This window comes from Microbacterium sp. Se5.02b (assembly GCF_019464375.1).
In the GTDB taxonomy this organism is placed as follows: Bacteria; Actinomycetota; Actinomycetes; order Actinomycetales; family Microbacteriaceae; genus Microbacterium.
This window is the reverse complement of sequence record NZ_CP080491.1, coordinates 1,136,800-1,161,616: the sequence shown is the minus strand read 5'-3', so window position 1 is coordinate 1,161,616 and position 24,817 is coordinate 1,136,800. Positions and strand designations below refer to the sequence as shown.

Below are 24,817 nucleotides of genomic sequence, written 5' to 3'. Positions count from 1 at the left end.
CGGGTCACGGGAGCAGGGCGATCATCTGCGGTCTCGCCGGCATGGCATGGATGACCAGTTCATTGCCGCTGTCGAACGTGAGAACGACGGTTTCCAACAAGCGCCCGCGCGTTTCGAACCCCAGCCGGAGCTGACGCGCGGGACTGTCCCTATCCAGATCTTCGATCCAGAGGGACCACGTGGCCGCCTGGACGATGTCTTCGTGCTCGAATCCGTGCTTGAGTGCCGCGGAATGGACTTTCACGCCGCCGCCACCGCCAGCGCCTCGCGGATCACCTCAGACCGCGTCTTCCCCTCACGTTCAGCGCGAGCATCCAGCGCCGCGATCTCATCGAGGGTGAGGCGCAGTGCGACGACCTGCGACGGCGCTGCCCCCCGCCCTGGTCGTCCACGACCGCGCTTCTTCAGCGTCTCTGCGTCGTAGCCGGCTTCGGCCTCGGCCGCCCATTCCGCGATCTGCTCCTCGGTCACCGGGTTGCCGTCGATCGTTTCGCGCGAGATCATGAAATTAATGTAATACGAAAAAGACCGAACCGCCAGAGTCACTTGTCGGCGGGAGTGCCGTCTTCGTCCCAGTTCGCCGCGACCTTCTTGCTCGGCTGCACGCGCGGAGGCTCGCCCGGCATCTTCGGGAACTCCGGGGGGAACGGCAGTTCGCCCAGACCGTTCTCGGTGTCACGGGTCCACCACTCCAGCAGGGTGTCGATGCGACCGGGTGACGCCTGCATGTCGGCCCACGGATCGCCCACGTCTTCGAGTCTCTTCGGGATGCTCCGCACCGTGAACGCGCGGGGGTCCAGTCCGTCGAGCTCGTCCCACGAGACGGGTGTCGACACCGTCGCGCCGGGCAACGCCCGTGGACTGTAGGCACCGGCCATGGTGCGGTCGCGGTTGGCCTGGTTGAAGTCGACGAAGATCCGCTCCCCGCGCTCCTCCTTCCACCAGTTCGTCGTGACCTGCTCCGGCATCCGCCGCTCCAGCTCGCGTCCCGCGGCGATCACCGCGTGCCGCACGTCGAGGAACTCGTGGGTGGGCTCGATGGGCGCGAAGACGTGCAGCCCGCGATTGCCGCTCGTCTTGGCGAACGCCTCCAGACCCGCCTCGCGCAGCACCTCGCGCAGCGTGTGCGCGGCGACGACAGCATCCGCGAAATCCGTCCCCGGCTGCGGGTCGAGATCGATGCGCAGCTCGACGGGGTTGTCGGCGTCGGTGGCGAGCGATGCCCACGGGTGGAACACGATCGTGTTCATCTGCACCGCCCAGACGATCGCACTCGTGCGGTTCAGGACGATCTGCGGATGCTGGCGCCCGCTGTTGTAGGTGACGGTGACCGCGTCGACGAAGTCCGGGGTGCCTTTGGGCGGGTTCTTCGAGAAGAAGCCCTCCGCTCGCGGGCCGCCGGACGCGCCGACGCCGTCGCGGAATCGCTCGAGCGAGACCGGACGGTTGCCGTTGGCCGCGAGGAACGGCTCGGAGACGCGTTGCACGTATTCGGCGAGTTCGGCCTTCGTGATCCCGAGATCCGGCCACACCACGCGGTTGGGGCTCGAGAGCGTCACCTCGCGCTCCCCGTCGGAGTCGGCGACGGTCAGTGTCACGCGTTCTGAGGCCATGCTCCGACCCTAGAGCGATGCCCCGACAGACGGAACCCCGCGTGGCGCGACCACAGCGAGGCGACGGTGGATCAATCGTCCAGGTCGACCGCGAGCACGAGGACGGGGGCGAGTGCCTCCCGTTCGACGACGAGTGACGGCCCCGCGGAGTCGACGATCACACCCGCCATCTCGGCGTGGCTCGTGAGGACCTTGGCCAGCTGCTCCGGCTCGAACGGAAGCGGACGGTCGCCCCGGCCGAGAGCGATGACCTCGAGCGGATGCGAGAAGAGCTGCAGGTACCGCCGACCGTCCGCGGTCTGCGCCTCGGCGATGCCGACCTGCCCTGAGCCGGTGCCGTCGTTCACGGCCACCCACATCCGCTTCGTCGCCAGTGCCTCGCCGACCTTCACCGCGGAGTCCTGCTCTCGCGGCGCGGCGAGGATCGTCTTGACCGCCATGTCGACATCGGCCTGTTCGAGCGTCTTCTGCAGCAGCTCGGTCGGGAAGACGACGCGATGCGGGGCGGAGGCATTGTCGACGATCAGTCCGGCGAAGTCGCCCGACACGACCTGCTGCAGTACGGAGGTCACCGGCTGCGCCACCGCCGAGGTCGCCGCAGGGTCTGCCTCGAGCTGTACGGAGTCACGCACAGCGCGTGCCGAGCTGAAGGCCAGCATGAACTGACGGTCGTCGTTGTCGCGCACCACCGCGACAGAGAGCGGCTTGCCCTCGCTGATCTGCGCGCGGGCATCGCCGTTCACGCGGATGTACAGGTGACCTTGCAGCGCCTGGCGCATCACACCGAGGAGCTGGTCGTTGGTCGCGCCCGCTTCGATCTCGGTCAGCGCCTCGCGCAGCAGGACGTTGTCCTTCATGCCCGCGACGGTCTCGGTCTGCTCGGGCGGCAGAGCCGCAGCGAGGGGAGGCGTCGCTCCTGAGGAGCCGCCGGCGGGGCGGCAGGGCGCTGTGTCGTCTGGGCGGCAGGAACCGATGTCGTCTGACGCGGTGCGGGAGCCTCCGCGGGCTTCGCATCGGCGTCGGGCAGCGCGACTTCGGGCCCCGCCTCCGCGCCGACACCGCGGAACGCCTGCACCGAGATGCCGATCGAGGGCGCCTCGACATCCGGCTGCGTGGTGGTGGCACCCGCATCGACGGCGGGAGCCTCGCCAGCTTCCTGCGGGGCATCGGCGGTGGGGGCGACGGCATCGTCACCGGACTTCTTGCGGCGGGAGAAGAGGGCCATATGAGCCAGCCTAACCGGCATCCCACCCCGGTTCTGCGCGATTGCGCCGCGCGCGAACCGGGCCGCGGTCGATGCTAGATCTTCTCGATCGGAGCGACCTTGATGAGCAGCTTCTTCTGCCCCGCAGAGTCGAACCGGACGTGCGCGATCCGTTTGGCGCCCTCCCCGGTCACGGCATCCACGCGGCCCTCACCGAAGTCGACGTGACGGATGCGGTCGCCCGCGGCGAGCTCGAGGTCGCCGTTGTCACGCATCTTGGCCGTGACCCTGTTGGGGAACTTGTCCATCGCGGTCGACAGCGGCTTCAGGGAGTCGCGCCCGGGGAGCGCCTTGACCGCGAATCTGTCGTTCGACGCGGATCCGCCGAAGCCGCCCTGACGACGCGCGTTCAAGGCACGCGACTGCATGCCGCCGCGCGAGTTCACGTCGCCCGGCGACTGCCGCCAGTCGATGAGTCCTGCCGGGATCTCCTGGAGGAAGCGGCTCGGCATCGCCACGGTCACCTCGCCGAACTGCGCCCGGGTCATCGCGAGAGACAGATGCAGCCGCTTGCGTGCTCGCGTGATGCCCACGTAGAACAGCCGGCGCTCCTCCTGCGGGCCACCGGGCTCTCCCGCAGAGATGCGGTGCGGGATGAGGTCTTCTTCGACACCGGTGACGAACACGGCGTCGTACTCGAGGCCCTTCGCCGTGTGCATCGTCATGAGGGAGACGGATCCGGATTCGTCGTCGAGATCATCGGCGTCGGATACCAGAGCGACCTCGGTGAGGAAGTCGGTGATCGTGCCCTCCGGGTTGTTGCGGGCGAAGTCACGGGTGACCGCCACGAACTCGTCGAGGTTCTCGACGCGCGCCTCGTCCTGCGGGTCGCGGCTGGCGCGCAGCGCGTCGAGGTAGCCGCTCTTCGCCAGAAGCAGGCTCAGCCCGTCGGCCACCGACGTCGATGGCGGCACCTCGCCGGACGGCGGGAGCATGATCGCGGTCGCCTCGGTCAGCACGGCGTCGAGCTGGGCGATGGCCGCCTGGATCTTCGGCCCTACGCCGAGCTGCCCTGGCATCGAGAGCGCGTCGCGGAACGAGATGCCGTGCTCCTCGGCGAACCGCGCGATCGCGGTCTCGGTCACGTCGCCGATGCCACGACGCGGCTTGTTGAGGATCCGTCGCACCGACATCTCATCTGCGGGGTTGGCCACCGCCACGAGATATGCCAGCGCGTCCTTGATCTCGGCCCGCTCGTAGAACTTCGTGCCGCCCATGATCTTGTACGGCACGGCGGAGCGGATGAAGATCTCCTCGAGTGCGCGCGACTGCGAGTTGGTGCGGTAGAACACCGCCATCTCGGAGTAGGGCATCCCCGCGCGGCGGAGCGCCTCGACCTCATCGGCGACGAACTGCGCCTCATCGTGCTGCGAGTAGCCGGTGAAGCCGATGATGGCATCACCGTCGCCCTTGTCGCTCCAGAGCTTCTTGTCCTTGCGATCGAAGTTGTTGCCGATGACCGCGTTCGCCGCCGACAGGATGTTCTGCGTCGAACGGTAGTTCTGCTCGAGCAGCACGACCTTGGCGCCGGGGAAGTCGCGCTCGAACTCGCTGATGTTGCGGATGTCGGCTCCACGGAAGGCGTAGATCGACTGGTCGGAGTCGCCGACCACGGTGAGCGACGCCCCCGGCTCGCCCGCGCCGGCGGGTTCCGGGTCGGGCTCGAAGATCATCATGCCGTTCGAGGCATACGGGTCGGGCGCGGACCCCGCACCCGACACGGGTCGCGTCAGCTCGTGGATCAGGGCGTACTGCGCATGATTCGTATCCTGGTACTCGTCGACCAGGATGTGTCGGAACCGCCGGCGATAGGTGTCGGCGACCTGAGGGAAGGCACGGAACAGGTACACCGTCTGGCCGATGAGGTCGTCGAAGTCGAAGGCGTTGGCCTTCTGCAGCTGTCGCTGGTAGTCGGCGAAGACCTCGACGAACACGCGCTCGGCGGGGTCGCTCATGTTGGCCTGACGCGCATACGCCTCGGCGTCGGACAGTTCGTTCTTGAGCTTGGAGATGCGCCCCTGCACCGCGGCGGGAGTGAGACCGTAGGCGTCGGCGTCGTGCTCCTTCACCAGACGCTTGATCAGTGCCCTGGAATCGCCGGAGTCGTAGATCGTGAAATTCTTCGTGAAGCCGAACTGCTGCGCCTCGCGCCGCAGGATGCGCACGCAGGCCGAGTGGAACGTCGAGATCCACATGCCGCGAGCGGCGTCGCCGATGAGCCCCTCGACACGCTCGCGCATCTCGCCGGCCGCCTTGTTCGTGAAGGTGATCGCGAGGATCTGGCTCGGCCACGCCTCGCGGCTGCGCAGCAGGGAGGCGATGCGGCGGGTGAGCACGCTGGTCTTGCCCGACCCTGCTCCCGCGACGATCAGCAGTGCGGGGCCGCGATAGGTGACGGCCTCGAGCTGCTGCGGGTTGAGTCCGGCGAGGAGGTCGTCTTGCGCCGGGGCTCCCGCAGACGAGGGGCCGACGGATCCGGGGACGATGAGGGGGGCTTCGGTCATGGCCTTATGAGTCTAGGCGGCGGCACCGACACCGGGGCACGGGTCTCGGAACGACGAGGTGGGGCGCGCGGACGGACCGCGCCCCCACCTCGGCGCTCAGGCCGCCGCGCCCTGCGGCGGATCAGCACGAGCGTCCCGGCGGCGAGGAGCGCCATCGCGAGCGCGGCCGCGGCGACCGGGAGTTCGGCTCCGGTCGCCGCGAGCCCGCCCCCACCGGCGACGATGCGGATGTCGGCCCAGCCGAGGAGAGCGCCGTCGGCGGCGAAGACCGCGATCCGGTGCGCGCCGAGCGGTGCATCGGCAGGGACCGTGACGGTGAGGGCGCCCGCAGCCGAGAGCGTCCCGGTCGCGAGTCGGACGGGGTCGGAGTACATCCAGGCCGCGGCCTCCGCACCCGCCGACTCCTCACCGGCCGTCACCGTGACGCTCTGTCCACGGGCCGCGACGGAGGGGTCGACCGTCACGCCGTTGCGGTTGCCGTCGACCAGCTCCGTCCCGGACAGCGGCGGGTTCTCTCCGCCGGGGTTCTCTCCGCCGGGGTTCTCCCCGCCGGGGTTCTCTTCCCCGACGCCGGGGAGCGTACCCGTGCGCAGCGACTCCGAGGCGAAGCCGTCCGCGAACCACCACACCGGACGCTGACCGTCGACCGACAGCGAGGCCGGTGCCGTCGCGAAGCCCTCGTTGTTGATGTCGGGCATGCCTGCCGGGCGCTCGTAGTGGGCGATCCCGGGCTGGGCCGTTCCGTTCAGCGTGATCTCCGCCGACCGGCCGTTGCACCCGTCATCGCACACGGCCCACAGGGTGTTCCGCACCGTGTCGTAGTCGAGCGCCATGACACCGGCGAGGCCCGGCGCGACCTCGGAGACCAGTGTCGCCGTGCCGTCGGCGCCGAGCGCGAAGGCGTAGACGTGACCGTTGTCCTCGACCGCGACGAGGAACAGCCCGGCGCCGTGTCCGTCGTAGTCCGCCGGGTCGTACGCGGCGCCGGTGTTGTCGTCGAACAGCTTCCCGGCGAGAGCCGCGTCGGGCACCCACTGCACCGCCTCCATGCCGAGGTTCGCCCCGACAGCAGGGAGCAGCGCCGTGAGGTCCCACTCCTGCTGGGCGACCAGGTCACCCGCAGCCGCTTCGGGATCGACCTTCAGCACCACGTTCTGGTTCACACCCTTCGCGCTGTTGTCGCGCTCCGAGGCGACGTACACGAAGCCGTCTCCGTCGACCGTGATGCCCTCCGTGTCGGGACCGGCGGCACCGGGGTCGGCAGCATCCTTCTGGAAGCGCACGCGCTTGCCCGCATCCCAGCCGTCGATCTTCTCGACCGAGCCGTCGGCGTGGGCCTCGAGCTTCCAGATGCGGCCCTCGCCGTTGTCGACCGCCCAGAGGAACGCGCCGTCAGCCGTCTCCTGCACGTCCAGGCCCGAGCTGTCCTCGAGGAACGTCGGCACGGCGTCGAGCGTGCGGACCTCCGCCGACCCGGGCCACGGGGAGAACGCGACCTCGCCCGCGCAGACGTTGGCTGCGCCCTTCGTCGATTCGGTGGTCGCCGCGAAGGCGCCGGTGGTGTCGGGGCAGCGACCCCAGGTGGTGGCCGCGTGACCCTCGCCCCAGGTGGTCTCGTCGACCAGCAGCTCGCCGTCGAACACACGCACCGCGTCGCCGCCGCCGAGACCGAAGCCCAGCTGCTCCCGCTCGATCACGAGATACTGACCCGCCGCGATCGAGGTGCCGGCCGGGATGGCGTAGGCGTGCGCGTCATCGTCGTCCTTCACCACGACGCCCGAGACGTCGAGCGCGGTGTCGGTCGGGTTCACGAGCTCGATCCAGTCGTCGGGCGATCCGCCGTCGGACTCGACCTCGTTGATGCGCACGGGGTTGCCGCAGGCGTTGCGGAGCCCCTTCGTTGAGACGGCCACATCGACGAAGTCGCCTGTGCCGTCGGCGCAACGCGCCAGGACGCCGTCGGCGTGTGCCGCATACACGTGCTCGTCGACGGTGTTGCCGTTCGCATCCCGGATCGTCACGGTGTCGCCGTTGCCGAGACCGAAGATGAAGTTCGCCGGCTGGTCGAAGACGAAGTACCCGCCGGGCTGGAGCACCGTACCAGCGGGAAGCGGCGTGGTCTCGGCCGCGTGACCGGTCGGATCGCTGTCCATGACGGTCCAGCCCGAGAGGTCGACCGCCGTCGTTCCGGTGTTGACGACCTCGACCCAGTCGGTGGCGTCGCCGTTCGACTCGATCTCGTTGATCACGACGTCGGGCATGACGCACGAGTTCGCAGCGCCGGGCGTCGGGTGCGCGAGCACGAAGGAGCCGATCCCGTCGGGGCAGCGGGCGAACGTGGCCGCGGCGAAGTCGCCGTCGATCGCCGCGTGCCCCTGCCACGGGAGGGTGTCGTCGATCTGGGCGCCCGTGGCGTCGAAGAGGCGGATGCGGTCGGCGCTGCCGATGCCGATCGGGTCGCGGAAGGCGGTCTCGACACCTCCGACGAGGCCGATCGTGCCCTCTTCGACGACCAGGAACCCGCCTGCCGCGATCTGCGTGCCGGGGAGGAACTGCCAGCGGTGGTCATCGGAGTTGTCGCGGATCTCGTACCCCGAGATGTCGAGGGCCTCGGTGCCCGGGTTGAAGAACTCGACCCAGTCCGCAGGCTGCGAGTCGACCTCGTTGATGCGGATCGAGCCGTCGACCGGCGTCACGCTGCAGTCGTTGGCCGCACCCGGGGTCGCCGCCGTCGCAGGCGCCCACTCTCCCGTCCCATCGGGACACCGCGCCCACACCGACAGCGGTGCGGTGTTCTCGTAGGCGTAGGAGTCGACCTCGGTGCTGGTCGGATCGAACAGCACGACCTCGTCGCCCTTGCCGAGTCCGAAGTCGAAGTCGACGTCCTTCACGAGCACCAGGAACTCACCCGGAGCGAGAGAGGTCCCCTCCGGCGCCGCACCGAAGCTGTCGCGCTTCTCGTCGGCGATCGTCCACCCGGTCAGGTCGACCGTGTCGGTGCCGGCGTTGTAGATCTCGACCTGATCGGCCAGGCCCGTCGCGGCGTCGTCGTAGACGATCTCGTTGAGCACGAGGCTCGGCTCCGTCGGAAGTGCGGCGGGGCGGACCCCGGATTCGGCGCCGATCGCGACGGCGGGTGTGGCGAGCAGGGCGGCAGCGCTGAGAGCGCACACCGCCACGACCGCCGCTGCGGATTGCAGGCGGGGCATGGAGGACTCCTGGGGGCTCGGCCGGCGGGCCCCGCGAGCGGAGCGCGTCGGCGATGAGGCAGACGGGTACGCGCTCAGACCATCGATCCCGCGTTGCCGCAGGAAGACTCCCCGGTGCACGGCAGGTGAACGGGAGGTGGCGATTGATGCCGGATCGGTCCGTTCCGGTCGCCCTTCCTGTCGGGTCGGCGAGTTCAGCCCGACAGGAAGTGCGACGGGAAGCGGTCAGGCGATGCGGGTGCCGGGTGGCAGACGACGAGCCGGCGTCCGTGTACGCGCCCATGCTCCGGCGAACAGCGAGCCGGCGATGACCACCTGCACCCCCAGTCCGACGAACCAGCTGGGCACCGACGACTCCATCATGTCCTGCGGCGTGAGGTATCCGCCGTCCGGATCGCACTCGTCCCAGCGCTGCTCGAGCGGCGACTGCTGCGCAGCGCGCACACCGGTCTTGATCTGCCCGAACAGGTCGACGGGGTACCCCTCTGGCGAGAACTCGGTCGGGGTCGCATCGGCCAGCACCACGAACGGGTTCGCGGCCAACGCCCACCAGACGAGGTCGAAACGCGGCACCTCATACGTGGTGCTGACCTCCCAGTTCTCGCAGTCGACCGCCCCGTTCGCGTCATACGGCCGCGAGTAGCTCGTCGCCTCGCTGCGCACGGCCAGACCGCCGAGGCCGAACGCGATGAGCGTCCCGAACACGAGCGCCGAGACCACGAGATACGTGGTGGCGACCGAGAACAGCGGGCGCGCGATGAGTCCGCTCAGGCCGACCCCGATCGCGGCGACGATGATGATCTCGGCGGCGAGCACGAGCAACGAGACGAGCAGCACGAGCGGGTTCGCTCCCCCGCCCAGCAGCGACAGGGCGAGGAAAGGCAGCGCGACCGCCAGGAAAGCACCCCGGTCGCGACGGCGGCGAGCAGCTTGCCCAGCATGATGTCGCCGGTGGATGCCGCGGTCACCTGGATGGCAGCGAGGGTCGCCGCGTCACGGTCGCCGTTGATGGCGTTGCCGCTCAACGTCGGCGACACCAGCACCACCAGCAGCAGCACGATGTTGACGACGATCGAGTAGACGCCGGCCCCGACGAAGTCGCCCCAGGAGTACACCGCGAACGCGAGTCCGGTGACGCCGAGGAGGACGAGCGCGAACACGCCGAGCAGGACGTACCAGCCCACGCTGCGCAGCCGCTGGGTCAGTTCGAGGCGGGCGATGATCCCGATGTTCGCGGCGCTCATGCTCCCGCCTCCGTTGCGCTCTGCTCGGTCGGTGCCGCGGGCGGCGCGGGCGGCGGCGCAGGTGTCGCCGCGGGGGTCGAGGTATGACGCAACGCGAGGAACGTGTGCTCGAGGTCGCTCTGCGCCGGAGCGAACTCCGCAACCGGAAGCCCGGCCTCGACGAGGCGGCGCAGCGACTGGGCAGCCGCCTCCTCCCCATCGAATCCGACGAGGACGGCGCCGCGATCGCTGGCGAGCGATTCGGGGGCGAGTCCGAGGTTCGATGCGACCTGCCAGACGTCGGCCTTCAGCCGTTCGGGTGTGACGCCGGCCAGTCGGATCCGCCAGGCGCGCACCGCGGTCTGGGCGGGCGCGGCGTCGACCACGGCGCCGGCGACGAGGAACACCGCGTCGTCGACGACCTCCTCCAGCTCGGAGAGGATGTGGCTCGAGATCAGCACCGTGCGACCTTCGGCGGCGAAACGGCGCAGCAGCACACGCAGCTGCACGCGTGCTTCCGGGTCGAGGCCCGATGCGGGCTCGTCGAGGAGCAGGACCCGTGGATCGTGCACGAGCGCGCGTGCCAGACCCAGCTTCTGCTTCTGCCCGCGGGAGAGGACCTTCGCCGGCGAGTCCGCCAGGTCGCCCAGTCCGACGAGGGCGAGCAGCTGCTGCGCACGAGCTGCGGCATCGGCCTTCTCGATGCCGTACAGCCGCGCGGTCGTGACGATGGTCTCGCGCGCGGTGAGCGACGGCCACGCGCCCAGCGCATCCGGCATCCACCCCAGCAGACGGCGAGCGGCGAGCGGATCGACGGCCGGATCGACGTCGCCGATGCGGATCGTGCCCGTGTCAGGGGCGAGCAGCGAGGCGAGCATCAGGAGCAAGGTGGTCTTGCCCGCGCCGTTGGGTCCCACCAGGCCTGTCACGCGACCAGGCTCCGCCCGCAGCGTCGCTCCCCTCACCGCCTGAACCGTCCCGAATGCCCTGCTGACGTCTTGCACCACGATTCCGGTCATGCGGTCAGTCTGGCATCAGAGTCCTGTCGCGCCGGGGACCTCCGGGCGGATGCTCAGCCACGCCGACCGCCAGGTGGAACAATCGGCTCATGCGCACGATCCTCAACATCATCTGGGTCATCCTCGCCGGGTGGGCCCTGTTCCTCGGGTACGTCCTCGCCGGGATCGTGCTGTGCATCCCGATCGTGACCATCCCCTGGGCGATCGCCTCGTTCCGCATCGCCGCGTACGCGATCTGGCCCTTCGGACGCGAGGTCGTCAGCAAGCCCACGGCGGGAGTCGGGTCGTTCCTGGGCAACGTGCTGTGGGTGATCCTGGCCGGGTGGTGGCTCGCGATCGGACACATCGTCTCGGGGATCCTGCTGTGCGTGACGATCATCGGCATCCCGATGGGCATCGCGGACTTCAAGATGGTTCCCGTCTCGCTCATGCCGCTCGGCAAGGAGATCGTCTCGACGCGGAGAGGCTCGTTCGACCGGACCCTCTGAGCGTCGGCTCATGGGACGGTGATCGCTCAGTCGCGGAAGAAGGCGACGCCGAGGTCCGGGTGGTCGACGAACACCCCGTCGATGCCCTGACGGGCGATCACCCCCCATTCGGCCTCATAGTCGCCGTATGCGCCGCGCCCGCCCGATCCGCGGAACTCGGGGGCGAGGAAGGCGTTCTCCGGTCGGCATGTCCACGTGAAGACCGTGAGCCCGCGCGCGTGCGCATCCGCGACGATCGTGTTGCCCCGCGCGAGGAGCATCTTCTTGTTCACGCTGATGCCGTCGACGCGTCCGACGAGCCCGTCCAGGCCCTGTGCGGTGACGGTCGCCGGGTACGTGAGCGCCTGCTTGCCCTCCGCGACCAGACGGTCGTACGGCCGCCCCGCCGCCTCGATCAGATAGACGTACGATGCGGCGATCCCGCGCTCACGCAACTGACCGAGCACCGTCGACTCGAAGCACTCGACGATCAACGGCAGCTCTCCGTCGGCCCACCCCGCTTCGCGCAGCTCACGGTCGATCAGCGGGGCGAGGTCGAGGCCGATGCTCGCGAAGTAGGTGGCGTGCTTGACCTCGAGCACCACGCCGATCTCCCTGCCGTGCTCGACCGAGCCTTCCCGTACGAGGTCGAGCACGTCCCGGAGGCGCAGGATGGCCTGCGAGCCGTCGAAGCTCGCGCTCGACAACCGCACTTCCGGCAGCCGCTCTCGTCCGCGCAGCGTCGACAGCTCGGCCCAGGTGAAGTCCTCGGTGAACCACCCGGTCAGGGCGTTCCCGTCGACACGCTTGGTGGTCTTCCGGTCGGCGAACTCGGGATGCTCCGCGACGTCGGTCGTGCCCGAGATCTCGTTCTCGTGCCGCACGATGAGGACGCCGTCCTTGGTGGCGACCACATCGGGTTCCACGGCGTCCACCCCCATCGCGAGTGCCAGTTCGTACGAGGAGCGACTGTGCTCCGGCCGATAGCCGGGCGCACCGCGATGCCCGATGACGAGGGGGGATTTCCTGGGCACGCTCTCAGCGTAGAACACCCCGGGAGTGTCGCCACCCGGGTATCGTGGAGGGAAGCGACCTACTACCCCCCTTTGGAGTGAGGCCCACCAATGAGCAACTTCGCTTTCAACAATCCTGCTTTCCAGCAGCAGGACCCGCGCAACGTCGCGACCTACCCGGGCGGACCCCAGGCTGCTCAGGGCGCGCAGAGCGCCTCGCTCCAGCACGGGGCGATGGATGCCGCAGCCAATGCGCAGCTCGAAGGCATGTACGCCGCCCCGCCGGCCGGCGCCATCGAGACCGATCGCATGTCGGTCGAGGACACGGTCTGGAAGACCGCCGGACTCTTCGGCATCCTGCTCGTCACCGCAGCCATCGGTTGGGTGCTGACGCTGGGCGGACTCGATGTTCCGCGCTATGACCCCTACAACCCCGCTCCGGTCAACATCCTCCCGTGGATCGTCGGCGCACTCGGCGGCTTCGTGCTCGCGATGGTCATCACGTTCACCTCGCGCAAGAAGGTGCGGCCCGCGCTGATCTTCGCCTACGCCGCGTTCGAAGGTCTCTTCATCGGTGGCATCTCGGCGTTCTTCGAGGTGCAGTGGCCGGGCATCGTCTTCCAGGCGACCCTCGCGACCATCTCGGTCGTCGGCGTGACCCTCGCCCTCTTCGCGAGCGGCAAGATCCGCGCCTCCAAGAAGGCCACCAAGATCTTCATGATCGCGATGATCGGCTACCTGGTCTTCTCGCTGCTGAACCTCGTCCTGATGTGGACCGGCATCAACACCAACGCCTTCGGCCTGTTCAGCGCCGAGATCATGGGCATCCCGCTCGGCCTCATCATCGGCGTCCTCGTCGTGATCATGGCCGCGTACTCGCTGGTGCTCGACTTCGACCAGATCCAGCAGGGTGTGCGCAACGGCGCCCCCCGTAAGTACGGCTGGCTCGGTGCCTTCGGCATCATGGTCACCGTGGTCTGGCTCTACGTCGAGATCCTCCGCATCATCGCGATCGCCCGCGGCAACAACTGACGCGACACGATCCGCACGGCGAGAGGCCCGTCTCCCTGGGAGGCGGGCCTCTTGCCATACCCGGGCGGCGCCGCGCAAGGGGTTGGCATGCGCCCTGCCACGGGAGCATCCTGAATATCAGAAGCCCCGGCACCCCGGGGCTCCCGATCTACAGGAGCTGACCATGAGTTTTCTCGGCTTTCTTCTTCTCGGCCTCATCGCCGGGGCCATCGCCAAGCTGATCCTTCCCGGAAAGCAGGGCGGCGGCTGGTTCATCACCCTGCTGCTCGGTGTCGTCGGCGCTCTTCTCGGAGGCTGGCTCGGCAGCCTGATCCTCAACCGTCCCCTCACCGAGTTCTGGGATCTGGGCACCTGGCTGCTCGCCATCGCTGGTTCCATCATCGTGCTGTTGATCTACGGCCTGATCGCCGGGCGCGGCCAGAAGGTCAACGACTGACCTTCCCGCACCTCCCCACGCCCGTCCCCTTCGGCAGCGCCAGCTCCCGAAGGGGGCGGGTCATCTCTGTGAGCCGCGAGCCTTGCGCTCCAACAGGGCGCGCTCCCGGTCGTTGCCCGCGATCGCCGCAGCGACGGCGAACTCGCTGCGCGCCTCGTCTTCCCGCCCGAGTCTTCTCAGGAGTTCGCCCCTGGTCGCCGGCAACAAGTGGTACCCGCGCAGGGCACCGGAGGCCGAGAGCTGATCGATGATGCGCAGGGCCGAGGCCGGTCCCGTCGCCATCGCCACGGCTGCAGCCCGGTTCAGTTCGACCACCGGCGAGGGTGAGATGCGTCCGAGCGCCTCGTACAGCAGCACGATCCTGTCCCAGTCGGTGTCGTCGACGGAATCCGCCACCGCGTGACACTCGGCGATCGCGGCCTGGAGCCCGTATGCGCCGCGACCGCGTCCGAGGGCATCCGCCGTCGCCAGCGCGGCCCGACCGCGCGTGATGCGCCCACGGTCCCAGCGCCGACGGTCCTGATCGGCCAGCAGCACAGGGTCGCCGTTGCGGTCGACCCGTGCCGCGAACCGGGCGGCGGTCAGCTCCATCAGCGCCACAAGGCCATGCACCTCGGGCTCTCGCGGCATGAGCGCGGCGAGGACCCGCCCGAGCCGGATGGCCTCGTCGCTCAGCTCGGGGCGCATCCACTCCGGGCCGCTGCTGGCGGCATGCGCCTCGTTGAAGATCAGGTACAGCACCCCGAGTATCGCCCCGACCCGCTCCGCATGCTCCTCGCGGGGCGGCACCTCGAACGGGGCGTGCGCGGCGGTGAGGGTCTTCTTGGCGCGCACGATCCGCTGCTGCACGGTCGCGGTCGGCACCAGGAAGGCCCGCGCGATCTCCTCGCTCGACAGTCCGCCGACCACCCGCAGGGTCAGCGCCACCTGCGCTTCGCGCGAGAGCACGGGATGACACGCGATGAACATGAGGCGCAGCACGTCGTCGTCGACGGCATCCGGATCCCACGGCAGCTCCGGCGCTTCGGCCTGCTCCCGTTCCAGGTCATGAGCGAGGACGGCGACACGCGCCTCCAGCCGCTCGGCTCGGCGCCACCCGTCGATGGCCTTGCGCTTGGCGACAGCGGTCAGCCATGCCCCGGCGTTGCGCGGCACCCCCTCGATCGGCCACTGCCGGAGCGCGTCCACCAAAGCCTCCTGCGCGAGGTCCTCCGCCAGCCCGAAGTCACCGACCATCCGCGTGAGGGCGCCGACGATACGGGCGGACTCGATGCGCCACACGGCGGCGACGGCGCGCTCCGCCGACCGGGTGCCGGTGGCGGAACGCGCCGTCTCACTGCGGGCGGAAGCGTCCATCACTGCTGCGCGCGCCGGGCCTGCTCCTCGCGCCAGCCGGCTTCCTTCTCGATCCACTCGTTGTCGGCCGGGAAGTCCTCCGCACCGGTCACTCGACGCACCTCGAGGAACGACCCCGGTCCGAGGGGTGCGCGGCTCGCCCACTCGGCGGCCTCTTCGCGCGACGACACCTCGACGATCCAGAACCCGTTGAAGAGCTCCTTGGTCTCCCCGTAGGGGCCGTCGGTGATGAGCGGCTTCTCGGCGCTGAAGTCGACCACGAAGCCCTCTGCGGCATCCGTCAGCCCTTCGCCTGCGACGAGGACGCCGGCCTTGATCATCGACTCGTTGTACCTGCCCATGGCCTCGATGACCTGCTCGAACGGCATCTGCTTGTAGGCCTCGACGGCGTCGTCGGTCGCGCGCATGATGAGCATGAACTTCATGATGTTCTCCTTGTTCGAAGGGGCCGTGTCTCGACCCTCTCATCTATGACGTCGAACGGGAATGCCGCGGATCGACATGCGCGGGAGATTCTCTCAAAAGAGTTTCCCGCCCCCTCCCGTCGACGTCATGACCGCAGACCGACAGAAGGTGCGACGGGAACGAAGGGGCGGGGCGAGAGGGTCAGCGCCGAGGCGGGGCGGTGACCGCGTGGGAGACGGCGGCGGCGAGAGCGGCGAGAGACGACTCGGGGCTCCAGGCCGCGGCGACCGCCGGCGCCTCGGCACTCAAAGCCGAGAGCCGCCCCTGGTCGGTCAGCACGGCACGGATGGCCTCACCCAACGCCACGACGTCTCCCCGGGCACCAGGACTCCCCCACCCTGCTGCAGCACATCGCGGATGCCGTAGCGCACGTCGTACGAGATCACGGGCGTCCCGTGCAGCAGCGACTCGACGACGCCGAGCGGCTGTCCTTCGAAAGCGGTGGAGGTCACGAGGAGCGACGCCCTGTCGAGGACCGTTCCCGGCGAATCGGTGTATCCGGCGAGGACGACACGGTCGCCGGCCCCGAGCTCGTCGATCAGAGTCTGCAGCCGCTCCTGCTCCGGTCCGCCGCCCCAGATCTCCAACCGGGTACCCGGCACGTCCGCTGCCACGAAGGCGCGGATCGCGTGATCGACGCGCTTCCCCGGCGCCAGCCGTCCGAGCACGATCACGAGTCCGTCCTCACGGAGGTCGTGGCGGGTCGCGACAGGAGCGATGGGGTTCGGCACCACCACATGGTTCGCCGACGGGCCGAAGCGTGCCACGACATCGTCACGCTGCGTAGCGGTCGGCCAGATCACGGCGTCGAAGCGGTCGGCGAGACGGAACCAGCGGGTCCAGAGCGTGTTCATGGTCGAGTCAGGCGTGTACGGCGCCTCGACGTGCATGGTGTGGATCGTGTGCAGGATGCGCACCCGCGGGTCGGACCAGTCCGCCACGAGCTCGCCGATCTGGCGTGACTCGCAGATCACGACGATCAGGCGGTCGCCGACGGCCGCGGTCACGTGCTCGAGCCAGGCTCGATACAGGCCCCGGAAGCCGTGCAGGGCTCCGGCCACCGCGCCGGCGGCGTCGTACACGAGCACCGGCTCCTCGGTGAGGTGCCAGTCCGGGTTGCCGGGTATCACCGGGAGAGCCGCGAAGGCCCGCCCCTCGGCGTCCGTCAGCACCCGATACTCGACATCAGGATCAGCGGCCACCGCGGAATCGGACGCATCGAGCAGCCACCGCGCTGCGCCGCCGTGAGGGTCGACAGCCTCATCGAAGAGATTGCGCATGCGGGAGGGGTCTACCAGCGCCCCCTGTTCCGCGAACGTGCGCCGATGCGCGGCGTGGTCGGCCACGGAGCCGGGATCGAACGTGAGCAGCTGCGGCCCTGCGCCGTCGGCCACGCCGGCACCGGCCAACTGGCGGGCGCGCGCGAGCGTCGCGATCGTGTACCCGCCGTCCATCCCCGGGATCAGCCGGCTGGAAAGCACCAGGTACTCGGCGTCGGGGAGACCCGGCACCGCGTCGGGAGGCATCGCGCCCCCTACTCCCACTCGATCGTTCCCGGCGGCTTCGACGTGACGTCGAGCACGACGCGGTTGACGTCGCGTACGCCGTTCGTGATGCGGTTCGAGATCTTCGACAGCACGTCGTACGGCAGGCGGGTCCAGTCGGCGGTCATGGCGTCTTCACTCGACACCGGGCGCAGCACGATCGGGTGGCCGTAGGTGCGACCGTCGCCCTGCACGCCCACCGAGCGCACGTCGGCCAGCAGCACGACGGGGCACTGCCAGATCTCCTGGTCGAGACCCGCCTTCGTCAGCTCCTCGCGCGCGATGGCGTCGGCCTCACGCAGAATCTCGAGACGGTCAGCGGTGACCTCACCGATGATCCGGATGCCGAGACCGGGCCCCGGAAACGGCTGACGCCCCACGATCGCCTCGGGGATGCCGAGCTCGCGGCCGATCGCACGGACCTCGTCCTTGAACAGCGCGCGCAGCGGCTCGATCAGCTCGAAGTCGAGGTCGTCGGGAAGGCCGCCCACGTTGTGGTGCGACTTGATGTTCGCAGTGCCCGCACCGCCACCGGACTCGACGACGTCGGGATAGAGCGTGCCCTGCACGAGGAACTTCACGGGAGCACCACCCGACGCCTTGGCCTCGGCGACGAGGTCGAGCTGCACCTTCTCGAACGCGCGGATGAACTCGCGTCCGATGATCTTGCGCTTCTCCTCGGGGTCGGTGACACCCTGCAGGTGACCGAGGAACGTGTCGGCCGCGTCGACCGTGATCAGGCGCACTCCGGTGGATTCGACGTAGTCCTTCTCGACCTGCTCCCGCTCGCCCTTGCGGAGCAGGCCGTGGTCGACGAAGACCGCGGTGAGCTGGTCGCCGATCGCCTTGTGCACGAGAGCGGTGGAGACCGCGGAGTCGACCCCGCCGGAGAGTGCGGAGATGACGCGGGCGTCGCCCACCTGCTCACGGATGCGCTCGATCTGCTCGGCGATCACGTTGCCGCTGTTCCAATCGGACGCGAGACCTGCACCCTTGTGCAGGAAGTTCTCGAGCACGCGCTGACCGTGGTCGGAGTGCTTGACCTCGGGGTGCCACTGCACGCCGTAGAAACCGCGCTCCTCGTTCGCGAAGGCGGCGACCTTGGTGGCCTCGGTCGTCGCGAGGACTTCGAAGCCCTCCGGCGCCGTGGCGACCTGATCGCCGTGACTCATCCACACGTTCTGCTCGGTCGGCTGGCCGCTCAGCAGTGTGCCGCCGTCGCCGGAGATCACCGCGTCCGTCGCGCCGTACTCGCGAAGACCCGTATGGGCGACCTCGCCGCCGAGGGTCTGCGCCATGTACTGGAAGCCGTAGCAGATGCCGAGCGTGGGGACGCCGAGGTCGAAGACCGCCGGGTCGAGCTTCGGGGCGCCCTCTTCGTACACGGACGACGGTCCGCCGGAGAGGATGATCGCGACCGGGTTCTTCGCGGCGATCTCCGCGGCCGTGGCCGTGTGCGGCACGATCTCGCTGTACACGCCCGCTTCACGGACTCGACGGGCGATCAGCTGCGCGTACTGCGCGCCGAAGTCGACGACGAGCGCCGGGCGCTGCTGGGTCTCGGACTGTTCGGTCAACGGACACCTTCCGGGGCGGGGGCGGAGGCCTCTTCGGCCTCTCTGGTGGCGAGATAGGTCTTCACTTCACGGGCGACGATGGCCTCCATGAAGAACGACAGCAGCGGGACGACACCGCCGAGTGCGAGCAGGATGAAGCGCGGGAAGGGCCAGCGCATCAGGCTCCACATGCGGAAGCACGCGAAGAGGTAGACGACATAGAACCAGCCGTGCGCGACGAGGATGAACAGCGACAGGTTGAACCCGTCACCGAGCGAGGTCATCTCGCAGGAGTTGGTCATCGGCGCGAACAACGACCACCATTGGCAATCGGGTCCGGCGATGACGCCGGCGAACCAGAGCGGACCGCCTGAGCCCCCCAGGAAGAGCTCGAGGTGGATCGGCGTGTACTTCAGCACCATCTCGGTCAGCAGCAGGAGCAGCATGACTCCTGTGATGATCGACGCGATCTGGTAGAACTTCAGCGCACCGCGGATCGCCGGAAAGCTGGCGACTTTCGGTTCGGGCATGCCTCCAGTCTAGCCGCCGGGAAATCGCGTCGAATCCGCCCGCAGATGCATCGGTCAGGAATCGAGAAGCACCCTCTCGCCGACCTCCGTAGCGTCGTCGACATGAACACCACGATCACCTCTCTCACCCTCGACGTCTCCGATGTGGACGCCGCCCGCTCCTTCTACGCACAGGCCTTCGACCTCGGCGATCGCCTGCGCTTCCGCACCGCGGATACCGACGCCTCCGGCTTCCGCGGATACACCCTGTCACTCGTCGTCTCCCAACCCGCGAACGTGCGCGCCCTCGTCGACGCGGCCGCCGCCGCCGGAGCGCGCGTGATCAAGCCCGTGGCGAAGTCCCTGTGGGGCGTCGGCGGCACGATCCAGGCTCCGGACGGCTCGATCTGGAAGGTGGCGACGTCTGCCAAGAAGGACAGCGCGCCCCCGACGCGCGATGTCGACGAGATCGTCCTTCTGCTCGGCGCCGACGACGTGGTCGCGTCGAAGTCGTTCTACATGGAGCGCGGCATCCCGGTGGGCAAGAGCTTCGGGCGCAGCTACGTGCAGTTCGACACGGGGACGAGCCCGATCGGTCTCGGGCTGTATCGCCACGCGTCACTCGCGAAGGACGCCGGCGTCCCGGCGGAAGGATCCGGTTCGCATCGGATCACGATCAACGGCGTGCTCGGCGCGGCCGTCGACCCCGACGGCTTCGTGTGGGCTCCGGTCGCGGTGGCCGCCTGAGACGGAGCGGAGACGACGGAGGCCGCCGGGATCTCTCCCGACGGCCTCCGTCGTGTCATCCGATCATCGGATCAGAACCAGCCGCTGATGAGGTCCCACAGCCGGTCGATGATCACCCCGACGATGCCGCCGGCCCGGTTCACGGTGACCGTCGCGGTCGCCGCATCCCCGTCGGCCTGCGCCGCGGCGACCGTGTACTTCCCCGGCTGCGCATTCTTCGGCACCGTGACCTGCGTGCTGAACGTGCCGTCCGCCTTCACCTGGACCGTGCCCACCTGCGCGGCAGCGCCCTTCTTCGGGCGGAGCTCGATCGTCACGGTCTCGCCGGGCACGTAGCCCTCACCGGTGACCTGGAGCTTCTTGCCCGCGGCCACCTTGGACGACCCGAGGTCGATGCTCCCCGCGAACTCGGCTTCACCGGCGATCGTGAACGGCACCTGCACCGTGGTCCCGGTGCCGGCGACCGCGACCGTCAGGACCTGCTCCCCGAAGACGCCGGACGGAACCGTGAAGGTGAGCGAGGCACGGCCCACCTCATCCGTGGTGTCGACGACGGTCGGATCGACCGCGCCCGTCGCGAGCAGCGTGTCGCCCAGCGAGAGCGACACCTCGCCTGGAGCAGGCTCCCCCGCGCTGAACGCCAACGAGGAGAGGGACACGGTCACCTGGTCGCCGGCGCTGTAGCCGTCGGCATCCGCCGGGCTGACCGTCACACCGACGGCGCGCTGGGCGTAGTCGGGGCTCGCGGTCTTGTTGGCGTCGAACCAGTCGACCATGGACTGCAGATCGATCTTGCCGGTGTCGCGCTTGCCCGCCCCCTCCTTGAAGGTGAAGAAGTTGTCTCCACCCGCTGCGAGGAACGAGTTGGCCGCGACCGTGTAGTCCGCGTCCGGATCGACGGGCACCCCGTTCAGGGTGATCGAGGTGATGCGCGAACCCTGTGCCGCCGCGGGGTCGTACGTGTACACGAGCCCCTTCGAGACGCCGAGCTTCAGGAACGGACGGGCCGAACCAGCTGGCTGCCACTGCTCTTCGAGCACGCCCTTGAGCTGCGTACCCGTGAGCGTGAGCGTCACCAGCGTGTTGGCGAACGGCTGGACCGTCGCCGCCTCGCGGTAGGTGACGTTGCCGTTCGGATCGTTCGCGCCGGTCGACGCGTAGGCGAGATTCGCGCGGATGCCGCCGGGGTTCATGAGCGCCAGGTCGGCACCCGTCGACCACTGCTGCACGTCGGCGACGAAGTTGCCGACGGTGGACTCTCCTCCACGGTTCTCGGTCTTGCCGTCGCTCTGGCGCGCCCGGTTGAAGTCGGCGGTGATGTCGCCGACCTTGATCGCGCCCAGCACATCGGCTTCGGCCTTGGCCTGGTCGACGATCGCCTGCACCTCGGGCACGGCCGGGTACAGCGGCTTGCCTGCCGCGGTGAGGGGCTTGATCTCGTTGGTGATCGAGATCAAGTCCTTCGTCTCAGGGTCGACCTTGATGTTCATGAGCCCGAGGTTCTCGCCGTACTGCCCCGCGGAGACGACCGGGCGGCCGTCGATCACGTGGTTGTACGCGAGGTGAGTGTGGGCGGACACGATCGCGTCCACATCCTCATCGACCCCGTAGACGATCTCGCCGAGGGGCGAGTCGGGCGTGATGCTCGACAGTTCGACGCTCGACGCGCCTTCGTGCACGAGCAGGATGACGACATCGGCTTCACCGTTGGACTCGTCTCCGTCGCGCAGGTCGTCGGCCACCGCGTTCACGGAGTCGACGATGCTGCGGACCTCGAGATCCTTGATGCCCTCGGGCGAGACGAGCGAGTCGAGATCCTCGGTGACAGCGCCGACGAAGCCGACCTTCACCCCGTCGAGCTCCTTGACCCAGGCCGGTGCGAGAGCCGGTTCGCCGGTCTCGGTGACGAACACGTTCGACGAGATGTACTCCCAGTCCGCGCGCTCCTGTACGCGGTCGCGCAGGTCTTCCCAGCCCTGGTCGAACTCGTGGTTGCCCGCAGCGCTGACATCGAGACCGGCCGCGTTGAGGGCGTCGATCGTCGGGTTGTCGTCGTTGATGAACGAGGTGAACGTCGAGGCGCCGATCAGGTCGCCGGCTCCGGCGAAGATCGTGTTCGGGTTCTCCTCACGGAACTGCTTGACCGCACCGGCGAGGACGGCCGCGCCCGCGGCTGCACCGTCGGCCTCGATCCGCCCGTGGAAGTCGTTCACCGTGACGACGTCGATGTTCACCGGCGGGATCTCCGAGGAGACTCCGACGATGATCGGGTCGTGGTCGCTGGACCGGTACGGGGTGCCCTCCTCTGTGGCGCCGAACGCGTAGCCGCGGTCGCTCCACTCGGGCGAGTTGATACCCCACACACCCGCGCCCGTGATCGACGAGACGAGCGACGGGGAGGCGATCACGTGGTCGAGCGAGCCGAGCTCGCCGTCGAACGTGTAGGTGTACTGCCCGTCGGTCTTGTCGGCGACCAGGTCGCTCCACCCCTGCGAGGTGAACACGTCGATCGGATCTTCCTTGCCGTAGGCGTTGAAGTCCCCGATCAGGAGCATGTCGCTGCTGCCGCTCGACTCCGCGAGCTCGTCGGTGAAGGCGAGGATCGCGTTCGCCTGCTTCACGCGGTCGGCGTTGAAGAAGCCCTGACCGTCGGCCGGCTCCGCGCCGGCACCCTCGGGCGGCGACTTCGACTTGAGGTGGTTCGCCACGACCGTGACCACGCGCCCGTCGATGTCGAACGCCTGCGCGATAGGTTCGCGGGCGTTGCCCCACACGGTCTCATCGGTGACGGTGGTGCTGTCGCCCACCGTCTTGACCGCATCCTTCTTGTAGATGATCGCGTTGGTGATGTAGTCGGTCGTCGTGGCGTCGTTCAGCGCAGCGGGGGTGGGCACGTAGTCCCACACGTCGCTGCCCGCATCGGCGTTGAGACCGGCGACCAGATCCTTGAGCGCCGTGTCGATCGGCTTGCCCAGCTTGACCGAGTTCTCGATCTCCATGAGCGAGACGATCTCGGCGTCCAGGCCGTTGATGGCCGCGACGATCTTCGACTTCTGGATCGCGAACTGCGCAGCGTTGGCCGCGCCGCGGGCGTCGGAGTTCTCACTCTTCAGCGTTGTGAAGTAGTTGTACACGTTGAACGACGCGACCTGGACGTCGCCGCCCACCTCTGGCGCCGATGCGGTGCGAGGGTTCGTCGCCTCGAAGCCGACCTTGAGGTCGGCCGACGAGGAGTCGTCGATCGGCACGACGGGCTGGAGGCGCCAGTCGTCGAAGCCCCACTGCAGCACGTAGCCGTTGTCGCCGAAGTCGACCGTGTCGCCGTTGCGGACCACCGTGTCCTTCGTGAAGTACGGCTGCTCGCCAGGGTGACCGCTGTTGGACACCTGGATCGACCAGCCGTCGTCGAGCAGGATCCGGTTGGCGCGGTTCGCTGCGGCGATCGCGGCAGCCTCGTCGCCGGGGCGCGTGGTCTCGGTGCTCTTCACGGCGAGGTCGTCGCCGGCGTTCAGCCAGAGCGTGCCGAAGTTGTACAGCTGGTGGCTGGAGGCGAGGCGGTATGTCCCCTCCGGCGCCACGTACATGTTCTCGTACTGCTCACGGTCGGCACCGCGCACCGAGTCCGGCAGCGGGGTGACGGCGGGGACGCCGACGCCGGCGGTCACCACGGAGATGTCGGCCGCTGCGGCCGGGTTGATCTGCGTCTGACCGAAGTACTCGCTCACCGAACCCTTCACCGACACGAGGTCGCCGATCGCGAGGGCGGGGCTCAGCGCGTTCAGGAACACGAAGACGCCGTCGGAGGCACCGGGAGTCGCGTCGGTGTCGCCGCCGGAGCCCTGCGTCTGGATGACGATGCCCTTGTAGCCGCCGGTGCGGTAGTCGGCCGTCACGACGCCCTCGACCTGGACCGTCTTGCCGCTGAGGGGCGAGACACCCGTCGTCCCCTGGACCTCGGCGATCGTCGCCTTCGTCGGCTCTGCGCCCGGGTCGGTGCCGGGGTCCGTACCGGGGTCGGTGCCGCCGGAGTTCTGCGGGGTGATCGTTGCGGAGAGGGTGAAGTCCGCGCTGTTGTCGTCGGTGTCCGCGCCTGCGGCACGGTTGAGCGACTTCACGTCGGTGTTGCCGGTCGGAGGCGTCGCCGCCTTCGTCTCGAACGTGTTCGAGGTGCCGTAGCCGAGCAGGTCGACCACGCCGTCGACGCCCACGACGGAGCCGGGGGTGAGGGTCACGGCGGCGGTGCCCTCGACGAGCGCGAGCGTGCCGTTGGTGCCGCTCGGGGTCAGAGAGCTGACCGCGTCGGGAGTCGGGAGTTCCGCGCCGTTCGCACCGTTGCTGTTGCCCTGCACGAGGTAATAGCCGCCGGCGGGGATGACGCCCGTGAGCGGCGCGACGCCGTTGAAGGCGGCCGTCCCTGTCGCCGAGCGGTACTGCAGCGACATGCCGTCGAGGGTGACCGGCGCGGACGTCGGGTTGTACAGTTCGACGAACTTGTTCTTGAACGCCGCTCCCGCGCTGCCTCCGGAGAGGTACGCCTCGTTGATCACCACCCCCGTTCCCTCGGTGTCGGCGACAGCGGGCACAGCCGCGAGGGAGCCGAGGCTCAGCGCGGCCACGCAGGTCACGGCGAGAGCGCCGATGCGCCCCCGACTTCTACGGTGCGGGGCGGGAACCATGCGGTTCTCGCCGTCTGGAGCGGACATCATCGGTGCTGTCTCCTCGATCGGGTTCGACGCTTCTCAGGACTGACACGGCACACAGGAGAAATTCCCAGCGTGCTCACATGGAGCGAGCATACGGAGCGGTCAGGACATCCTCAACGGAGTTTCCCGATTCGTCATCCAGCGCTCACCGGATGGC

General features: G+C 68.9%; 22 protein-coding genes. 4 read left to right on the top strand and 18 right to left on the bottom strand.

The window, feature by feature from the left end; genetic code table 11:
- Window positions 1-4: 4 nt before the first annotated feature.
- The 10 genes from K1X59_RS05850 to K1X59_RS05810 all read right to left on the bottom strand — a co-directional run bounded on the left by K1X59_RS05850 (window position 5) and on the right by K1X59_RS05810 (window position 10,832).
- Window positions 5-244: a toxin gene (locus K1X59_RS05850; protein ID WP_183152147.1), complete on the bottom strand. Its 240-nt coding sequence runs from the start codon at window positions 242-244 to the stop codon at window positions 5-7.
- The gene (locus tag K1X59_RS05845; protein ID WP_183152146.1) at window positions 241-504 is read right to left on the bottom strand and encodes a ribbon-helix-helix domain-containing protein; all 264 of its coding nucleotides are present in this window, start codon (window positions 502-504) and stop codon (window positions 241-243) included. Before K1X59_RS05845 ends, K1X59_RS05850 begins: the two co-directional genes overlap by 4 nt.
- Before the next feature lie 38 nt (window positions 505-542).
- Window positions 543-1,613: a non-homologous end-joining DNA ligase gene (gene ligD / locus K1X59_RS05840; protein ID WP_183152145.1), complete on the bottom strand. Its 1,071-nt coding sequence runs from the start codon at window positions 1,611-1,613 to the stop codon at window positions 543-545.
- Between the two features lie 71 nt (window positions 1,614-1,684).
- Window positions 1,685-2,470 (bottom strand): SseB family protein, encoded by a 786-nt coding sequence (locus K1X59_RS05835; RefSeq protein ID WP_220174022.1) that lies wholly within the window; start codon window positions 2,468-2,470, stop codon window positions 1,685-1,687.
- Window positions 2,467-2,838, bottom strand: a complete 372-nt coding sequence (locus K1X59_RS05830; protein WP_220174021.1) for a hypothetical protein — start codon at window positions 2,836-2,838, stop codon at window positions 2,467-2,469. The genes K1X59_RS05835 and K1X59_RS05830 overlap by 4 nt, the downstream gene beginning before the upstream one ends.
- A gap of 74 nt (window positions 2,839-2,912) precedes the next feature.
- Window positions 2,913-5,381: an ATP-dependent helicase gene (locus K1X59_RS05825; RefSeq protein WP_220174020.1), complete on the bottom strand. Its 2,469-nt coding sequence runs from the start codon at window positions 5,379-5,381 to the stop codon at window positions 2,913-2,915.
- Entirely contained in the window at window positions 5,378-8,590 is a 3,213-nt protein-coding gene (locus K1X59_RS05820; protein WP_220174019.1) for a lamin tail domain-containing protein, read from the bottom strand. Before K1X59_RS05820 ends, K1X59_RS05825 begins: the two co-directional genes overlap by 4 nt.
- A 225-nt stretch (window positions 8,591-8,815) precedes the next feature.
- The gene (locus tag K1X59_RS20935; RefSeq protein ID WP_244632436.1) at window positions 8,816-9,427 is read right to left on the bottom strand and encodes a hypothetical protein; all 612 of its coding nucleotides are present in this window, start codon (window positions 9,425-9,427) and stop codon (window positions 8,816-8,818) included.
- Window positions 9,358-9,834, bottom strand: a complete 477-nt coding sequence (locus K1X59_RS20930; protein ID WP_258567106.1) for an ABC transporter permease — start codon at window positions 9,832-9,834, stop codon at window positions 9,358-9,360. The genes K1X59_RS20935 and K1X59_RS20930 overlap by 70 nt, the downstream gene beginning before the upstream one ends.
- Window positions 9,831-10,832 carry an ABC transporter ATP-binding protein gene (locus K1X59_RS05810; protein ID WP_183152143.1) on the bottom strand — a complete coding sequence of 334 codons (1,002 nt, stop codon included), beginning with the start codon at window positions 10,830-10,832 and terminating at the stop codon, window positions 9,831-9,833. Before K1X59_RS05810 ends, K1X59_RS20930 begins: the two co-directional genes overlap by 4 nt.
- Window positions 10,833-10,921: 89 nt before the next feature.
- Between K1X59_RS05810 and K1X59_RS05805 the strand changes: the two genes are divergently transcribed.
- Window positions 10,922-11,320, top strand: coding sequence for a YccF domain-containing protein (locus K1X59_RS05805; RefSeq protein ID WP_183152142.1), 399 nt, complete (start codon window positions 10,922-10,924; stop codon window positions 11,318-11,320).
- Between the two features lie 26 nt (window positions 11,321-11,346).
- Here K1X59_RS05805 and K1X59_RS05800 read toward each other — a convergent pair whose 3' ends face one another.
- Entirely contained in the window at window positions 11,347-12,333 is a 987-nt protein-coding gene (locus tag K1X59_RS05800) for a glycerophosphodiester phosphodiesterase family protein (protein ID WP_244632434.1), read from the bottom strand.
- Between the two features lie 90 nt (window positions 12,334-12,423).
- Here K1X59_RS05800 and K1X59_RS05795 point away from each other — a divergent pair, with 90 nt between their 5' ends.
- Both K1X59_RS05795 and K1X59_RS05790 read left to right on the top strand, forming a co-directional pair.
- On the top strand, window positions 12,424-13,344 hold the full coding sequence (locus K1X59_RS05795) for a Bax inhibitor-1/YccA family protein (RefSeq protein ID WP_183152140.1): 921 nt from the start codon (window positions 12,424-12,426) through the stop codon (window positions 13,342-13,344).
- A gap of 163 nt (window positions 13,345-13,507) precedes the next feature.
- A complete protein-coding gene (locus K1X59_RS05790; RefSeq protein WP_017203627.1) occupies window positions 13,508-13,780 on the top strand; it encodes a GlsB/YeaQ/YmgE family stress response membrane protein in 273 nt (90 codons plus the stop codon).
- 60 nt (window positions 13,781-13,840) lie between these two features.
- Here the strand turns inward: K1X59_RS05790 and K1X59_RS05785 are convergent, their stop codons facing one another.
- From K1X59_RS05785 to K1X59_RS05765, 6 genes are all read right to left on the bottom strand, one after another.
- Window positions 13,841-15,136 carry an RNA polymerase sigma factor gene (locus K1X59_RS05785; protein WP_220174018.1) on the bottom strand — a complete coding sequence of 432 codons (1,296 nt, stop codon included), beginning with the start codon at window positions 15,134-15,136 and terminating at the stop codon, window positions 13,841-13,843.
- Entirely contained in the window at window positions 15,136-15,561 is a 426-nt protein-coding gene (locus K1X59_RS05780; RefSeq protein WP_183152139.1) for a YciI family protein, read from the bottom strand. Before K1X59_RS05780 ends, K1X59_RS05785 begins: the two co-directional genes overlap by 1 nt.
- A 181-nt stretch (window positions 15,562-15,742) precedes the next feature.
- Entirely contained in the window at window positions 15,743-15,907 is a 165-nt protein-coding gene (locus tag K1X59_RS20925) for a hypothetical protein (protein ID WP_258567105.1), read from the bottom strand.
- A complete protein-coding gene (locus K1X59_RS05775; RefSeq protein WP_258567104.1) occupies window positions 15,874-17,127 on the bottom strand; it encodes a glycosyltransferase in 1,254 nt (417 codons plus the stop codon). Before K1X59_RS05775 ends, K1X59_RS20925 begins: the two co-directional genes overlap by 34 nt.
- A gap of 8 nt (window positions 17,128-17,135) precedes the next feature.
- On the bottom strand, window positions 17,136-18,722 hold the full coding sequence (gene guaA / locus K1X59_RS05770; RefSeq protein WP_183152138.1) for a glutamine-hydrolyzing GMP synthase: 1,587 nt from the start codon (window positions 18,720-18,722) through the stop codon (window positions 17,136-17,138).
- Entirely contained in the window at window positions 18,719-19,231 is a 513-nt protein-coding gene (locus K1X59_RS05765; RefSeq protein WP_183152137.1) for a DUF3817 domain-containing protein, read from the bottom strand. The genes guaA and K1X59_RS05765 overlap by 4 nt, the downstream gene beginning before the upstream one ends.
- A 102-nt stretch (window positions 19,232-19,333) precedes the next feature.
- On the opposite strand from K1X59_RS05765, the gene K1X59_RS05760 reads away from it, so the two are divergent.
- Window positions 19,334-19,957 (top strand): glyoxalase, encoded by a 624-nt coding sequence (locus tag K1X59_RS05760; RefSeq protein WP_183152136.1) that lies wholly within the window; start codon window positions 19,334-19,336, stop codon window positions 19,955-19,957.
- A gap of 71 nt (window positions 19,958-20,028) precedes the next feature.
- On the opposite strand, the gene K1X59_RS05755 is transcribed toward K1X59_RS05760, so the two are convergent.
- Window positions 20,029-24,663, bottom strand: a complete 4,635-nt coding sequence (locus K1X59_RS05755; RefSeq protein ID WP_183152135.1) for an ExeM/NucH family extracellular endonuclease — start codon at window positions 24,661-24,663, stop codon at window positions 20,029-20,031.
- Window positions 24,664-24,817 lie beyond the last annotated feature (154 nt).

Excerpts from the sequence above, each read along its gene's own strand:
- K1X59_RS05845 (WP_183152146.1), bottom strand. The coding sequence starts at position 504 with ATGATCTCGCGCGAAACGATCGACGGCAACCCGGTGACCGAGGAGCAG.
- ligD (WP_183152145.1), bottom strand. The coding sequence starts at position 1,613 with ATGGCCTCAGAACGCGTGACACTGACCGTCGCCGACTCCGACGGGGAG.
- K1X59_RS05835 (WP_220174022.1), bottom strand. The coding sequence starts at position 2,470 with ATGAAGGACAACGTCCTGCTGCGCGAGGCGCTGACCGAGATCGAAGCG.
- K1X59_RS05830 (WP_220174021.1), bottom strand. The coding sequence starts at position 2,838 with ATGGCCCTCTTCTCCCGCCGCAAGAAGTCCGGTGACGATGCCGTCGCC.
- K1X59_RS05825 (WP_220174020.1), bottom strand. The coding sequence starts at position 5,381 with ATGACCGAAGCCCCCCTCATCGTCCCCGGATCCGTCGGCCCCTCGTCT.
- K1X59_RS05820 (WP_220174019.1), bottom strand. The coding sequence starts at position 8,590 with ATGCCCCGCCTGCAATCCGCAGCGGCGGTCGTGGCGGTGTGCGCTCTC.
- K1X59_RS20930 (WP_258567106.1), bottom strand. The coding sequence starts at position 9,834 with ATGAGCGCCGCGAACATCGGGATCATCGCCCGCCTCGAACTGACCCAG.
- K1X59_RS05810 (WP_183152143.1), bottom strand. The coding sequence starts at position 10,832 with ATGACCGGAATCGTGGTGCAAGACGTCAGCAGGGCATTCGGGACGGTT.
- K1X59_RS05805 (WP_183152142.1), top strand. The coding sequence starts at position 10,922 with ATGCGCACGATCCTCAACATCATCTGGGTCATCCTCGCCGGGTGGGCC.
- K1X59_RS05795 (WP_183152140.1), top strand. The coding sequence starts at position 12,424 with ATGAGCAACTTCGCTTTCAACAATCCTGCTTTCCAGCAGCAGGACCCG.
- K1X59_RS05790 (WP_017203627.1), top strand. The coding sequence starts at position 13,508 with ATGAGTTTTCTCGGCTTTCTTCTTCTCGGCCTCATCGCCGGGGCCATC.
- K1X59_RS05785 (WP_220174018.1), bottom strand. The coding sequence starts at position 15,136 with ATGGACGCTTCCGCCCGCAGTGAGACGGCGCGTTCCGCCACCGGCACC.
- K1X59_RS05780 (WP_183152139.1), bottom strand. The coding sequence starts at position 15,561 with ATGAAGTTCATGCTCATCATGCGCGCGACCGACGACGCCGTCGAGGCC.
- K1X59_RS05775 (WP_258567104.1), bottom strand. The coding sequence starts at position 17,127 with ATGCCTCCCGACGCGGTGCCGGGTCTCCCCGACGCCGAGTACCTGGTG.
- K1X59_RS05765 (WP_183152137.1), bottom strand. The coding sequence starts at position 19,231 with ATGCCCGAACCGAAAGTCGCCAGCTTTCCGGCGATCCGCGGTGCGCTG.
- K1X59_RS05760 (WP_183152136.1), top strand. The coding sequence starts at position 19,334 with ATGAACACCACGATCACCTCTCTCACCCTCGACGTCTCCGATGTGGAC.
- K1X59_RS05755 (WP_183152135.1), bottom strand. The coding sequence starts at position 24,663 with ATGATGTCCGCTCCAGACGGCGAGAACCGCATGGTTCCCGCCCCGCAC.